Genomic DNA, 15,719 nt, shown 5'->3' on the forward strand with positions numbered 1-15,719 from the left:
AAGGTCGATTGCCAAGTCACTTCAAACTACGATTAGCTTTCGACCTCCGACAACGACTCAGCGCTAGACTTATCAGCTAACTGCTTATTCTTCTGCTTGAGGTAAAAATAAGAGACTAACAACAGGACACCGCCAATCGCCATAAAGGCCACCACTTTTTGTACCAAGGCGAACCCAGCCATGTCCCAGAAGATCACCTTGATGAAAACAAAGGCAAACAGCGCACTGGCCAGTTTAATTAAGCGCTGGCTTTGCGGGTGTAAACTCAACATCATCAACCAACAGCCATGTACCACAAGGGCAACCGAGCTAAATGGCGCAAATACTTCTGTGCCAAAGCCGTAACCCGTTAGTAGGTAGCTCGCAATAAAAAGCCCATGCCAAAGTAATAACCAACTCAAATAACGTGGTCTTACCAAACGTTTGAATGGCGTATAAAATAGCAACCAGCCCAACCCTAACAAGCCCAGTACATCAAAGGCCGCATAGCTTAATAAATTATCTCTCACACCAAACAAGGCGAATGCTTGTAAGCCGATCAACAACGCCATTGCCGCGACAATAACAGCAAGGGCCAAACGCCAACTGCCGCGGATGGTAGCGTGTAAAGGCCAACGACTTAAATCAAGCACAAGACAACTCGTAGCCACTAATACCGCAAGTGCCATCCAGTGGCTAAAATAGTAAGTGAGTGCCGCTCCTGCTAGCGCTATATAATAAGGTTTTAATGGATAAACTATTGCTAACGGCTTGAACCGGCGCAGGTAACACTGTCGACTTGGGTAGCAATAGCTGTAAACCATCAGCGCTGCCAGTCCAATAGCTAATCCCAGCACACCATTAAAGTGCCCCATAAAGACTAAAGAAAAATTAAACGCACTCGCAATCAATGCCAGCAACATGCCTAAGCTACGTAATAATAGGTGACGGATTGGTAGGTGCAGCAAAAAGGCAAATAAAGCACAACCCCATAAGCTAAGCCAAAGCACATCTGGCACTTTGGTTGCCACATACACACTAATGGCAACCAATAAGGCAAAGTAATAAGGCACACTCTTTCTTAATAAAGTGAGTGGTTGATGGGCAAACAACCAACCGCGCCAATGGGTCAATCTTGCTCGTAAGGCGCTAAATACCAACGCACTCAAACCAAGTGCCCACCAGCCATTAGCGTTACCGTCAAACAAACTCATCACCATGGCAATGTTTGCGAGCCAAACCAGTCCAATTATCAGGTAACGAAACAACACATGTCGCATCGGCCAGTGCAGCAATAAGGCCAATGCTGCCCCGGCCCAAAAGATCAAGGCTGACCATTGCGGCAATGTCACGCCCCACACCATTAAAATAACTACTAACAATGCAAAATAATAAACGCTGGCCAAACGCGCTCGATGAAACGGTGGGTAGCGCTTTAACCATAAACGCAACGGCCGTTGATAATAGCGCAGCGCAGTAAACAGTAAGCTAGCCATCACTAACCCTACTGCGCCTTGCCATTGGTGTGCCCACAAACTCAGTGACGCACTGAGTAAACCAATCGCGATAAATCCCAAAGCAACACGGCGCAACAACAACTCACGCAACCAAGCATGCAGCGCTAAGGTGATAAACACCGCGATCCAGCTAGATATCGCAATATATTCAGGCCACTGACAAACATAATAAAATGCTGCAGCGAGCACTAAGGTAAAATAATAAGGGGCCACGATATTAAGCGGCTTAAGGGGCGCTAACAAACGTAATCTTGCGCGGCATCGCCCTATATTTTGCACAATCGCAACACAGGCTAATGCGCCAATCAACAAGCCTGCCCAACCTTGCCATAAGTCGAACGCAATCCCTTGAGCCAGTGAGAGCAACACGGCCAGCGCCAAGAGTAAGACAGCTTCAATGCGCAACGCTTTAGCTTTACGCCAGTAATCTAATGTTAATGCCAGCGCAGCACTCGCCCAAGCCGCCAGCGCTACCCATTCAAACGCCACCTTGCCCACCTTAATAGTGAGATAAGCAGGTATAGCCAGATAAACAATTAAGTTTACCCCCCGCGCAATTGGCAGCAATGAAGAGCTCGGCAAGTAGCGACAATACACCCGATAGGTTAACCACATTAAGGTAAACAAACTGATGCGCGCGAGCTGGCCCAGTAAATCTTGCTCGATAAAACGCCAACTCCCTACTTGCTGCACACTCAATAGCACTTGTATCAACAGTGGCAGATACGCCAGCCAAGACAAAGTTTCTGTAACAGGCAATACTTGACGTGTGGTGCGCCAAAGCAATAAAGGAATGACTAATGCCGAGGCCACCATCAAATAAGAAGGCTGCCAAATATAACAACTGAAATAGACAAACAGCGCCACTAGCAATGACAACAGCTCTGCCATTCCCCAAGTAACACTTCGTTCAGCTGTGCTTATATCTAAAGCGTTTGCGCTCGTATTATAAAAACGAAGTAATCGCTCACATCCGCTAACAATCACTAATGTAAAAGCAAAATTAAGCCAAGCTGCACTAACGGCAAATGAACTAATAACAAATAATGGCGCAATTGCCTCATTCGAACCCAGCAATAGGCGGATACAAGAATAAGCCGTGCTGAATAGGCCAATTAATAACAACACATAAGCTTCACTGCGCACCATTCCATAACGATGACGCAGCCCCAACCACAGCAGTAAAGCCCCTTCAAGGGACCAGATAATGCCCTGAAACTCATTAGAAACCAGTATTAAAGCGGCAAAGCCGGCCAGCACGCCTGCAAATACCAGACAAATATGCTTAACCTCGTCGAGCTTACGCCAGTAACCAAATAGGCCAAGAAACAGCACACTATTAAAAGCCAGTAATTGCCCACTCCAGCTATCCACTTGCAACATAGCCAAAATAAAAAAGGCCAACTGTGCCATGGGTAAACCGAGCAAGTGCTGGTCAACTTTCAGCTTGCGTAGCTTGGCAATCCCCGTTAAGGCGTACAGTAAAAACAACAAGTTGAGACACAACAAGGCGAATAAACTTTGCCAGTTGTCAAGTTGCGCATGAAAGTCCACGAGCAGAATAAAGGCTTCGGCACTGGCGATATGTGTCATGCTAGCCAAGGTTAATAAGCCATGCCAACGCAGTTGCTGACAAACCCGCCAAGCAAACAATGCTTGTAATAAAATATAGGGTAAATACAAGGCGGGATAGTGCTGCTCAACGCCAAACACTAACGGCGAAAACGCGCCGCCGAGCAAAGCAATCACAGCCACTACCTTTGTTTCCAACTTTTGCGCTAAGCCATAGCCTGTTAGCGTAACAATAGCCAACCAAATGAGCGCCGAGAAGGAACCGATGAGCCCGAGATAGGGTCCAGCAAAATAGCCACACAGATAATTAAGAATAATAGCCAGACCAACGAGTCCAGATCCATACTCAGACATGTCTGGCTTTTTCTTATAAACCCATAAGCCTGCCGCAAGAATGGAATTGGCAAACAACACCGCAACTGCGATACGCATGCCATCGCTAAATACATTATTCCATGAATATTGCAGCAAATAACCAAACCCTAAGGTTAGCGCAGCAATGCCCGCCAAAGTCATTAAAAACACCGGCCCCAAACCACGCTGCTGATAATGCTGGTAAAAACTTTTTAGCTGTCTGGATACTTTCGCAATCGGCCCTAATAGCGAGCCAAGCCATTCATGACTGGCTTGCTCGATGGCATTTTTATGCATGCTGCGTGGCAATGATTCAACAGGTTCAGTTATAGCCTCAGCAGCACTATCGCTTGCCGCTAACCTCGTGGGCTTTGGAACGAGTCGAGCTACTTGCTCTTGGCTGGCTGCTTGCTCTGATAGAGTGTGAGGCTGAGCTACAGGCTCTTGGTGAACAGGCGCTTGTCTAACAGGTTTGATAGCGGGCTTTATCGCGCTATCGTTAGGCTCGGTTAGCGATTCTTTGCGAACTGAAGCTGGAATGACTGATTTTGACTCGGCATCCGCAGACTTCACCGCGGCGCTACGCTCAGCCTGCTCCTTACGCGCAACCAATCGTGCTAATATCGCATCTTGTTCCGCTTGGTCTTGCTCTGCTTGTCTTGCCTGCTCACTAGTATTAGCTGAGCCAGTATGACTTGGCTGGGGCGCAACCTTAACCTCGGCGCCCTTAGCGGTCATCGTTGCCACTTGCTGCGGCGTAACATGCTCGGTTTCATCATAAGTAGGCAAGTTGCTGCTGCCAATCTCTGATGGCTTGACGCCTGTTGCGTGAGCATTAATGGCTGGCGTTGATGATAATGGCTCAGGAGCCAACTCTTTATCTGCTGAAGACTTATACGCTTTAGACGCTGCAGAGGAACTCAGCTCAGGGGGCGCTTTTGCCATCTCTGCTTTAATTTTAGTGAGTTCGGTTTCAGCCTGATTGATACGATCAGCTAAATTAATTTGATTGTGCCGCAAGGCTTGCAGCTCGTTTTCTAACGCCGTGATTAAATGCTTCAATGCTTACCTTACTCGGCCAACACTTGCAAAGTTGGGTAATTAACCCAAACTGAGGCTAGTTTAATGGCCGATAGCTCTATCAAGAGAGAATGAATGGCGCATAATAACTATTAAATCAACATTACATCAACACTAAGCGCTTATAATACAGTGTAAAATTTAACCTAAGTCAAAGTTAATACAATGATTGATAGGCGTTTTCACTTACATCAATGATTCTTATCGCGTATATGATCCATATAGATCATCATCACGTATTTCAATGTGAGCTGGAGCACAGTAGAATACCCAAGCCTTCAATGCACCGTGACTGATCCAATAGATTATAGGTAAAGAGCATACTCACTATGGCTAATAGCATCGCTGAACGAGACATTAACCAAGCAACCGTAGGTATTATAGGTGCGGGTGTGGCAGGTTCGACTATTGCCCTGCGCTTAGCTGAGCAAGGCATAAAAACCTTACTGATTGAACAAGGTGACGGCCTAGTGAATGGCCCACCAATGTGCCACCTTCATGCTGGTGGCAATTTATATCGTGAAATCAGCGATGAGCAATGTGTTAAGTTACTCAATCAATCTATTAATACTTTAAGAATATACCCCCATTGCGTTAATCAGCGACCCACAGTCATTGCCGTCCCCAACCAAGACCCCGGTGAACCAAGTGACTTAATGCCACGACTGTATTTACTGCGCGACGAGTACCAACGCATTGTCGCGCAAGACCCGCGCAACCAATTACTTGGCGACCCTGAACAATATTTCACTCTGTATCAGTTTGAAGACATGCAGCGCTTAGCGCAACTGGCCACGCCTGAGTTTCCAACATCTAACGATGACTGGATGATCCCTATCGCCAAACAAGTGGATCTCTCCCAATTAAAATATCCACTGGTATTAGTGCAAGAGTATGGTTTAAGTTCATTACGCATTGCCGCGACAGCAACCTTGGCCTTAGCTAAATTAGACCAAGCACAAGTATTAACCCAAACTAAAGTACTGTCTGTAAGTCAGCATAACCAAGGCTGGCAAATTGAAACCCAAGATCAGCACGGACAACAAACATACCAAGTTAATTTTTTGGTTAATGCTTGTGGCTTTCGCACCGGCCAAGTAGACGACATGGCAAAATTTAAACGCCAGCGCATTGTTGAATTTAAAGCAGCCTACATCGCCCGCTGGCAAACGCCCAACGCGGTTTGGCCTGAGGTTATATTTCACGGTCAGCGCGGTACACCAAAGGGGATGGCACAATTAACGCCTTATTGTGATGGCCATTTTCAGCTGCACGGTATGACCAAAAATATCACCTTGTTTAAAGACGGTTTAGTGCAGTCTGATGACACTAGTTCGCAACCTAAGTTGCCGAATGCGTTAGTGAACAAAATTGTTAATCATTGGCCTCAAGATGTACTGGTGTCTCGCACCGAACAAGCGATTGAGCATTTATCTCAGTTTGTACCTAGCTTTAACCAAGCTGAATTTGGCGGTAAACCGCTATTTGGTGCGCAGCAAATTCCGGGAGATGATGCCAACTTACGCGCTGCGGCGGTATCATTTGAGCAACATAATTATGCTCGAGCTGAAATTGTTAAGGCGTCATCAGCCCTGACAGCAGCGGACCAAATCTTGGACAAGCTCGTACAATTAAAACTGGTCACCCCCAAGCTCGAAGCATCGCGAGAAGCACAATTTCCAATCACATTACAATTAGGCATGGCTGAAATAACACAATTAGCGATAGAGCTTGCTTTACACAGAAACTACCCTGCTGCATTAGCATTACCCTATCACGCCACATCCAGTAAGGATAAAGCCGTTGTTACGCAACAAAAAACATTGTCCAAGCCGATTACAGGACGTATTGGAATTGAAGTAGCCAACGCCAGTTAAACCAGATAAAACGCCAACAAGACTGCACTTTTTGCATTAACATCGGCTTTTTATGAACTTTTTGCTAAAATCGCGGACTCAACTCAGAGTTCGCTTTTTTTTGCCCTACTTTTAGCCGCGAATATTGTTCATTTTTAACGTTTGGATTGTTTATGTCATTTAGTGCATTGAAGAAATTACCACTCATTATTGCTTTACTCGTCCCTACCAGCTTTGTCCATGCAAGTAGCGATATTATTGACTTTGCTCGCCAGTTTAAAGGTACCGAGTATGTTTGGGGTGGTGCCAGTCCCTCAGGCTTCGATTGCTCCGGTTATATAAAATATGTATACAACGAGTTCGATATCAGTATTCCTCGCGTGACCCGTGCTTACCACACCTTGTTTGATCGTGAAGTACCGTTAGAAGAAGCGCAAGTAGGCGACTTGATTGTATTTACCGGCACCGATGCAAAAATAAGGCAGCCCGGCCATGCAGGTATAATTAGCGAAATTGATGAAGGTAAATTGATGTTTTTACACAGTTCTTCCTCAAAGAAACATTTTGGTGTATCAGAGACCAATTATTATAAAAGCGGCTACCCAAAACGATTTTTAAAAATAATTCGCATGACGGATAACGAATCAGATAGCTGATGAAAACCTGCTTTTGAATGACCAAAAAGCAGCTTCGGCTGCTTTTTTGCATTATAGCCTGTTACCATATTGGTCTTACTTCATGACCGTGGCCAACATGCTACTTAATACCTTCACCCAATTGCCGCTCAGCGTGCGTTTTATGCTACTTTCAGCCCTTGGCTTCTCACTTATGTCGGCCTGCGTTAAATTAGTGAGCCAATATCACATTCCGGTGTTAGAAATTGTTGCCGCAAGGGCGCTGGTATCAGTGGTATTAAGCTATGGTGATGTCAGACGCAAGAAGATCTCGATATGGGGTAATAATAAAGGCTGGCTTTTTGCTCGCGGTGGCGTTGGCGCATTAGCGCTTATTTGTGTTTATTACTCTATCAGCACCCTGCCACTCGCAGAAGCCACCCTATTACAATACTTACACCCAGTGTTTACCGCAGTACTCGCGCTGATATTTTTAAAAGAGCCCATTCTACACTCCACCAAGCTATGTATTTTATTTAGCTTATTAGGTCTTGGCATTATGATCAGCCCCGGCCTTGGCCTTGATCCCGCCGCTGGTTTACCTTGGTTTAGTATCGGTGTCGCCCTACTTGGCGCTTTTGGTAGTGCCATTGCCTATGTCATTGTGCGTAAACTAAGCCGATTAGAAGATAGCTCAGTGATCATCTTTTACTTCCCACTCATCGCCTTGCCGCTATCACTGGTACTACTCGGCGATGATTTCGTCATTCCATCGCCTGAAGCCTTAGTGTTATTGCTGTTTGTCGGTATTTTTACTCAAATAGGGCAAGTGGGTTTAACCAAAGCAATGCAATCAGAGTCTGCCAGTAAAGCGACCGCTTACTCTTATATACAAGTCTTATTCTCGATGTTGCTAGGTTGGTTTTTGTTTAGCGAACTGCCGTCGATTTGGAGCTGGATTGGCGGTAGTTTAATTATGCTGGGCGCACTGATTAATGTGTGGTGGAAGAAGTAACACCGACTCTAACAGCAATGTTTACACGGGTAACATACTATTTCGTTTAACCAGAACTTGGGTTAATTTAAATAAAAAGGTGCGATTATTCAGCACCTTGGTTTTACTCAGACTGGTATAGAGCTAACACACATAAACCAGTTTATAACTTACCTTCACTGCCACACATGCGGATCTTATCTATAACCATTTTTTTCATTGCCGCTTTGCCCGGAGTAATATACTTACGCGGGTCATTAGCATCAGGATGCTCTGCAAAATGATGTTTCACCGCATCAGAAAAAGCAATCTTGAGTTCTGTCGCCACATTAACTTTACATACGCCAAGATCAATACAGTGACGAACCACTTCATCAGGAGAGCCAATAAAATTGAAAGCTAGCTCACAAGCAAAATGGTTTCGTTTTTTTCGTAAAATCTTTTGCTTCAAAATAAATTAAAGCAATATTTTTCAATTGAAAGCAGATATTTATTAAAGGAAAGTGTGGTAATACTAACTTATAGAAACAGAAAAATGAAAGAGGGGCATGAAAGAATAGAAACCGTAGCATTTCGAACTGCGATCTCCGCGAGATCACATAATCAGAGCTTGGCTAAGTTTATGACCAGAATAAAGCAACAACATCAACTGATTAGGCAAATGGTTAACAATGGGTGAATGAGGGGATAGGCACGATAAGAGCAGCTAACAAAAAATAGAAGAAGCGAACGGTCAGGGAAGAATTAATCGACGATTTTTACATCCCCCCTAGAGCGGTCAAATATTCAATATAATCAGGTGGGATGCCACTGTCGGTGATAAGCATGGCAAGTTGCTCAGGGCGAGCAATCAAATCAAGCAAAAGCTTTGCCTATTCAATTTTGAAGAATCCGTGATCGCAATAACCTGTTGTGCGGCTTCAACCATTTTTCGATTGATATCAGCTTCACCTTGATGCCGTGTCGTGATCTTGGCTATTTTATCAAAACCGCAATGAAATCTACCCAATAGTAGTGAAGATTAACAACCCGAATTATCAATTTTTAGCCTGAGATGTGTTATTAATTTCTTTGACAAACGGTTGGAGATAGCTATACGTTCAATACCAAGCTGCTTAGGTACAGGTACAGATAAAATAAACCCCAAACTGAATCGTTGGGGCTTATTCACTAGCCACATACTGCTAATGCAGAAATGGAATTAGCCAGTATAAATTAAACGAAGTCCACGCCTTTTTGAATGTCACCTTTTAGGGTGTCTAACATCTCAGTCAATGCCGTTTGTTCAAATGCACTGATGTCGCCGTAAGGAAGTACTTTCTCTACGCCGTTTTGACCAAGTAATACAGGTTGTGCGAAGAACTCTGCATGCTCGCTGCCAGCATCCACATAAGTACACTCAACAACACCTTGCTTACCGTTTAGCGCCGCCACTACTGACAGACCAAAACGCGCTGCAGCTTGACCCATAGAAAGAGTTGCAGAGCCGCCACCGGCCTTAGCTTCAACCACTTCCGTACCCGCGTTTTGAATGCGAGTTGTTAGGCTAGCGATTTCCTCATCAGAGAATTCAACACCTTGGACTTGTGAAAGTAGCGGAAGGATAGTAACACCTGAGTGACCACCGATAACGTTAACTTTAATATCCGTTGCTTTTAAGCCTTTAGCTTCAGCGATGAAGGTTTCAGAGCGGATAACATCTAAAGTAGTGATACCAAATAATTTGTTTTTATCGTAAACGCCAGCATTTTTTAGCACTTCACGCGCAATCGCAACGGTCGTGTTAACAGGGTTAGTGATGATACCGATACATGCTTTTGGACAAGCAGCCGCTACTTTTTCAATCAGGTTTTTAACGATACCCGCGTTAACATTAAATAAGTCCGCGCGATCCATACCAGGCTTACGTGCTACACCAGCAGAAATAAGCACTAAATCAGCACCAACAAGTGCCGGTGTTGGATCTTCGCCAGCAAAGCCTTCAATCGCAACATCAGTTGGGATATGGCTAAGGTCTTTTGCAACACCTGGGGTAACAGGTGCAATATCATATAATGATAATTCTGAGCCAGCTGGTAAATCATTTTTTAGCAAAAGAGAAAGGGCTTGACCGATACCGCCCGCAGCGCCTAAAACAGCTACTTTCATGTGGTTGTCTCCGTTATGTGTAGGTGAGGATTCATTCCTTTTATTATGCGAGCAAAGTCTATGAGATCCACCTAAAAAACACAATCTGTTAACAGAGCTGAAACCCTAAGTTGTGAGCAAATAGAAAAAACCCAACCATAACTTACAGCTTTTTTAACATCTCGTTAGCATTTAAGCCCATTTTAACAACCAATCCAGCCTTCTCTGCTAGCGAAAGTACTTCATAATAATCCGATCGTATTCCCCTGTAGCCTTGATTTGCTTTAATGCTTTATTTAAACCCCTAAGCAGGCGCTTATTCGACTTGTTGACCGCAATCCCATAACCAAGACCAAAATATTCCACATCAGTGATCTTTTTCCCAACTATCTCAAACTCGCTATTTGTTGGCGCTTGTAACCAAGCATCGGCGACAGCAAAATCCACTAATACTGCATCAATATCACCCAAGCGAAGGTCAGCAAAAGCTTTTGCATAAGTGGCATAAGGCACTGTCAGCGCCCCTTGCATGGATGGCTCTTCAACAAGATAGCGCTGTTGTTGGCTACCATTTTGTACACCAATGGCTTGATTTTTAACGTTAACCGCTCCGTCATATGTGCCTTTTTTGGCAACAAACACCGCACTACTATCGTAATAAATATCCGTAAATGCCACTAAAGCACTGCGCGCTTCGGTGACATTAAGCGCAGCAATTACGGCATCATAATTACGAAATTGCAAAGCCGGTATCAAACTATCAAATGCTTTATTATGAAATACACACTCAGCTTTTAAGTGGCGGCAAAGCGCGTTAGCTAAATCGATATCTAAGCCAGCGAATTGCCCTACATCATCTAAATATTCGAAAGGTGGGTAACTGGCCTCAGTAGCAAATTGAATCCGACTAGCAGCAACACTCTGAAAACTTAAACAACACAATAACAACACTCGCCACATAACACTTCACCCTTTCTTCAAATCCACTAGCGCCTGACTCTATTCTAGTTTAGAATCCCGTTTTTTAGTCAGCGGTGACTTTAAACAGAATCAAACTCGACATATTACTAAATTTTCGAACAATTACCTGTTAAATGTATTTTTCAGCCTTAATATGAACTGCAACAACCTATCTATTGAGTCTTTTAAGTTTATTTGGTGATACCGCTCTCTTTTAGCCTTTCTAACTAACCATATCACTTGCTAGAAAATGATTTTTTATGCAAGATATTGGTTTATTTTTGACTGATTATGTATTTCTAATGAAAAACAACGACAAGCAAGATCGCCTTATTGAAGCATTTAAATCTCTTTTAAAAGAAGAAACGTTCGGCTCACAAGGTGAAATTGTCAGCGCATTGCAAGCGCAAGGCTTTGATAATATCAATCAATCAAAAGTATCTCGGATGCTAAACCGCTTTGGCGCAGTGCGCACTCGCAATGCTAAATCTGAGATGGTTTATTGTCTACCAGCTGAATTAGGCGTACCGGCTACCAGTAGCCCGTTGAAGAACTTAGTCAGTGACATCGATTACAATGACGCATTGGTTGTGATCCGTACCAGCCCTGGCGCCGCGCAGCTAATTGCAAGATTGCTCGACTCACTCAGTAAAGCAGACGGGATTTTAGGGACCATTGCAGGCGATGATACAATCTTCATCACTCCCACTAATACGAAAGAAATTCAACGCACTGTGCTTACTGTCAAAAGCTTGTTTGATATGCGCTAAGAACCATTAGGCGCTTTGCTTATCGAATAAAATAAGCTCATGAGGCATAACCGCTAAATCCACAGCTTGCTGTGCAGTAAAATGCTGCGCAACCTGACACTCAAACTCTTGCTGTGCGAGTTTTACATATACTTTTGAACTGGCGCCAAGAAACTGCACATCACTCACCACGCCCGCTCCCGTATCATTAGCCGTTAAGCTTATTTGTTGCGGCCTGATAAAAATATCGTAGCTGGTCGCATCTGATTTATGGTGAGCAACAGTACTACACACTCTACCCAAAGGTGTATTGACGTGGTGCTCATCAATCACAGTGGCGGGTAAATAGTTGCCACCACCAAGGAAATCAGCAACAAAACGAGTAGCTGGACGAAGATACAACTGATCCGGCGTTCCTACTTGCACAATTTTACCTTGGTCTAGTACCGCCAGTTTATCAGCAAAAGCAAATGCTTCTTCTTTTGAGTGAGTAACAAATACCGCACTTACCCCAGCTTTTTTTAAAATCTGTCGAATTTCAGCAATCAGTTTCAATCGCACCTGGCTGTCAATATTAGAAAAAGGCTCATCCAGCAGCATTAAATCCGGCTGATATGCTAGCGCTCGTGCAATCGCGACACGCTGTTGCTGACCACCTGAAAGTTGATGTGGGTAACGTTCACTCAATTCGCTAAGATTCACCAAATCCAGTACTTGCTTGGCACGCTGCTGCTGTTCTTTTTTCGGCAACTCATCAATACCAAACACCACGTTATCCATCACCGTCATGTGCGGAAATAAGGCGTAATCTTGGAAAATCATGCCAATTTTGCGTTGCTCAGGAGGTAAGTGGAAACCTGTTTTATTAACCACTTTGCCATTGATCATTACCTCACCCGATTTCAATGGTAGTAATCCGGCGATGGCTTTAAGTAACGTGGTTTTACCACAACCACTTGAGCCCAATAGACAGAGGATCTCATTCTCTTCTAGCGTGACACTCATATCCGACAAAATATCGAGGCCGTTGTAGCTACAATGAACGTTTGAGATAACCAATGCTGACATAGCTAAGGGTGTCCTTTTAAAAACTTTTAAAAAAGAGGGGTGATAAACTCTATTAATGCCGCTCAATAGAGCGACTCAATATGATCAATGGCACTAAACCCACTAAGATAATCACTATCGCAGCCAATGCGCCATGCTCGATCATCTCATCAGAAACAAACTGATAAACATATGTCGCTAATGTTTCAAAGTTAAATGGCCGCAAAATAAGCGCCGCCGGTAATTCTTTCATTGATTCAATAAATACCAACAACACAGCTGTAAAACAGCCTTTACTAATCAATGGAATATGAACTTTTCGCACCATTTTTACCGGAGAGTGCCCTAAAGTACGCGACACCATATCAAGTGAAGGTGGAATTTTATTGATGCTACTTTCTACCGCCCCCACCGCGATAGCAGTAAAACGCACCAAATAACCAGCAATCAACGCCAGCATAGTGCCACTAAATAATAGCCCAGGCCCTTGTCCACCAAAATGCTCAACCAAGTCATTTAAACTATGATCAAGCCAACCAAAAGGGATCAATATACCAATGGCTAACACTGTGCCCGGAACGGCATATCCCATTGAGCTCAAGCGGGCGGGAATATCTGAGCCTCGTTGCATATGTAAACGGCGAAATAAACCGACCAGAATAGCGATGATACAAGCAAGTACAGCAACCACTCCAGCAATGAAAAAAGTATTTAAGCTAAATTCAATAAATTCAGCGGTCCAAGAATCAGTAAAATATTGTGTAGCAAAGTAAACTAACATCGAAAATGGAAATATAAAGCCGAGTGTAACTAAAGACCAACAAAACAATGCCGCCAACCACTGCTGCCATGGTTTCATAAGCAACAAATGCGCGCGCTCTTGCCCCATATTTTTTTGAAAAACTTTTTGTTTGCGTCGGCTAAAACGTTCCAATGCTAATAACATTACCACTACTACTAACATTAGCGTCGATATTTTGGCCGCGGCATGAAGGCTACCGTAACCTTGCCAAGTATCAAACACAGCACGAGTTAACGTATTAACAGCAAAAAAGTTCACGGTTGCAAAATCGGCTAAGGTTTCCATCGCAATTAAAGATAGCCCGACTGCAATGGCAGGTCTTGCCAACGGTAAACTAATACGGCAAAAAGCTTGCAACGGCGTTTTGCCTAGCAGCTGAGCCGACTGCATTAAGGTAACAGATTGCTCTAAAAAAGAAGTCCGTGCGAGTAAATAAAGATAGGGGAAAAGCACACTTGCAATAATAACAATGGCGCCACCTAAGCTACGGATATTAGGAAACCAATAATCACGCGCGGTTTGCCAACCAAAAACATCGCGCAACACACTTTGCACGGGGCCTGCAAAATCAAGTAACTCGGTATAAATACCGGCCACAATATAAGCGGGCATCGCCAAGGGCAACATCAGCGCCCATTGCAAATATTTACGTCCAGGAATATCACACATGGCCATAAACCATGCCGCAGGGATAGCCATCATAAAGCTTAAAACACCAACCCCTAAGATCAACAAAACCGTGTTGTGGATATAATCCCACATCACGGTGTCCATCAAATGCTGAAACAAATCTCCAGCGGGTTGTAAGCCTTGATAAATAATGGCTATAACAGGAAAAACCAGTAGCAGGCCAATGGCCCAACTACTGGTGATCCAAGATAATGATAATCTTGAGTACATCTATTCACTCAAGGGACAAAACCCTTATAAATCGAATTTAACTTCGTCTAATAATTTTAGTGCTACTGGACGCTGCTTAGCAATTTCAGCCAGTGGAATAGTGTCCGATTTAAATTCACCCCAAGAAGATACTAATTCAGAAACCGCCACACCCGGCTTAACTGGGTATTCAAAGTTAACTTCTGCGTATATTTTTTGTGCAGTATCATCAGACAAAAACTCCATCAGTTTAACTGCATTGTCTTTGTTTGGCGCAAACTTAGTCAGTGAAACACCACTGATATTTACATGAGTACCGCGATTAGCTTGGTTAGGAAAGTTAATTTCAACGGCATTTGCCCAAGCCACTTGCTTCTCATCATTTAACATTTTGCCTAGGTAGTAGTTATTACCCAGTGAAACATCACAAAAGCCTTCTTTAATTGCTTTTACTTGATCGCGATCGTTACCTTGTGGTTTACGTGCTAAGTTAGCCTTAACCCCTTCTAACCATTTTTTAGTTTCCGCTTCACCGTTAGCAACTATCATCGAAGAAATCAGTGCCACGTTGTATGGGTGCTTACCGCTACGAGTACAAATTTTGCCTTTAAACTTTGCATCGGCTAAATCTTCGTAATTCAACTCAGGCTGTTTACCTAAGCGATCTTTAGAAGAGTAAACGTTACGAACACGAGTAGTTAAAGCAAACCACTGATCAGCTGGGTCGCGATATTGGGCAGGAATATTACCTTCTAGCGCTTCACTTTGCACGGGTTGAACTAAGTCTTTTTCTACAAGCTCAACTGAACGGCTAATGTCGGTCGTTAACACTAAATCAGCAGGGCTTAACTTGCCCTCACGCTCTAAACGCTCAATTAGGCCATCTTTAGCAAATACTATGTTTACTTTTACCCCTGTTTCTTCGGTAAATTTTGCCATAATTGGCTCAATTAAAAACGATTGGCGGTAAGAATAAACATTCACTTCTTCTTTTGCTGCCCAAGAAGAGGCTGATGCTAAAACACTGCTTAAAACGACTGAAGCAAGAATAAAGCTTTTTTTCACTTGATAACTCCTAACTGAGTGTAATGATAACGATTACTATCAAGGTTATTATAAACAAATTTTAATCCCTGTCACCTGATTTGGATAGTAATCATTTCTATTTAGAATATCTTTTAGGAATAAG

The 15,719-nt window shown here is 43.6% G+C and carries 11 protein-coding genes; 4 read left to right on the forward strand and 7 right to left on the reverse strand.

Annotated elements, in window-relative coordinates; translation table 11 throughout:
* Positions 1-32: 32 nt before the first annotated feature.
* Positions 33-4,484: a DUF2339 domain-containing protein gene (locus K1M91_RS09380; RefSeq protein ID WP_232801489.1), complete on the reverse strand. Its 4,452-nt coding sequence runs from the start codon at positions 4,482-4,484 to the stop codon at positions 33-35.
* Positions 4,485-4,831: 347 nt separating this feature from the next.
* Between K1M91_RS09380 and K1M91_RS09385 the strand changes: the two genes are divergently transcribed.
* From K1M91_RS09385 to K1M91_RS09395, 3 genes are all read left to right on the forward strand, one after another.
* On the forward strand, positions 4,832-6,379 hold the full coding sequence (locus K1M91_RS09385) for an FAD-dependent oxidoreductase (RefSeq protein WP_232801490.1): 1,548 nt from the start codon (positions 4,832-4,834) through the stop codon (positions 6,377-6,379).
* 152 nt (positions 6,380-6,531) lie between these two features.
* Complete coding sequence (locus K1M91_RS09390; protein WP_232801491.1) at positions 6,532-7,014, forward strand: C40 family peptidase; 483 nt, start codon at positions 6,532-6,534, stop codon at positions 7,012-7,014.
* Positions 7,015-7,156: 142 nt separating this feature from the next.
* Positions 7,157-7,987: a DMT family transporter gene (locus K1M91_RS09395; protein WP_232801544.1), complete on the forward strand. Its 831-nt coding sequence runs from the start codon at positions 7,157-7,159 to the stop codon at positions 7,985-7,987.
* A 142-nt stretch (positions 7,988-8,129) separates the two neighbouring features.
* Here the strand turns inward: K1M91_RS09395 and K1M91_RS09400 are convergent, their stop codons facing one another.
* From K1M91_RS09400 to K1M91_RS09410, 3 genes are all read right to left on the reverse strand, one after another.
* Positions 8,130-8,417, reverse strand: coding sequence for a class II fructose-bisphosphate aldolase (locus K1M91_RS09400; RefSeq protein WP_232801492.1), 288 nt, complete (start codon positions 8,415-8,417; stop codon positions 8,130-8,132).
* A 764-nt stretch (positions 8,418-9,181) separates the two neighbouring features.
* Positions 9,182-10,114 carry a malate dehydrogenase gene (mdh, locus tag K1M91_RS09405; protein WP_232801493.1) on the reverse strand — a complete coding sequence of 311 codons (933 nt, stop codon included), beginning with the start codon at positions 10,112-10,114 and terminating at the stop codon, positions 9,182-9,184.
* A gap of 207 nt (positions 10,115-10,321) precedes the next feature.
* A complete protein-coding gene (locus K1M91_RS09410; protein ID WP_232801494.1) occupies positions 10,322-11,053 on the reverse strand; it encodes a transporter substrate-binding domain-containing protein in 732 nt (243 codons plus the stop codon).
* A gap of 302 nt (positions 11,054-11,355) precedes the next feature.
* Between K1M91_RS09410 and argR the strand changes: the two genes are divergently transcribed.
* On the forward strand, positions 11,356-11,823 hold the full coding sequence (argR, locus tag K1M91_RS09415) for a transcriptional regulator ArgR (RefSeq protein ID WP_232801545.1): 468 nt from the start codon (positions 11,356-11,358) through the stop codon (positions 11,821-11,823).
* A gap of 6 nt (positions 11,824-11,829) precedes the next feature.
* Here the strand turns inward: argR and K1M91_RS09420 are convergent, their stop codons facing one another.
* From K1M91_RS09420 to K1M91_RS09430, 3 genes are read right to left on the reverse strand one after another with little or no spacing between them, the layout of a single operon-like run.
* A complete protein-coding gene (locus tag K1M91_RS09420; RefSeq protein ID WP_232801495.1) occupies positions 11,830-12,870 on the reverse strand; it encodes an ABC transporter ATP-binding protein in 1,041 nt (346 codons plus the stop codon).
* Positions 12,871-12,922: 52 nt separating this feature from the next.
* Positions 12,923-14,551, reverse strand: a complete 1,629-nt coding sequence (locus K1M91_RS09425; RefSeq protein WP_232801496.1) for an iron ABC transporter permease — start codon at positions 14,549-14,551, stop codon at positions 12,923-12,925.
* A 24-nt stretch (positions 14,552-14,575) separates the two neighbouring features.
* On the reverse strand, positions 14,576-15,595 hold the full coding sequence (locus K1M91_RS09430) for a Fe(3+) ABC transporter substrate-binding protein (RefSeq protein ID WP_232801497.1): 1,020 nt from the start codon (positions 15,593-15,595) through the stop codon (positions 14,576-14,578).
* Positions 15,596-15,719 lie beyond the last annotated feature (124 nt).

Source organism: Motilimonas sp. E26 (genome assembly GCF_021278025.1).
Classification (GTDB): domain Bacteria; phylum Pseudomonadota; class Gammaproteobacteria; order Enterobacterales; family CBDFNC01; genus Motilimonas.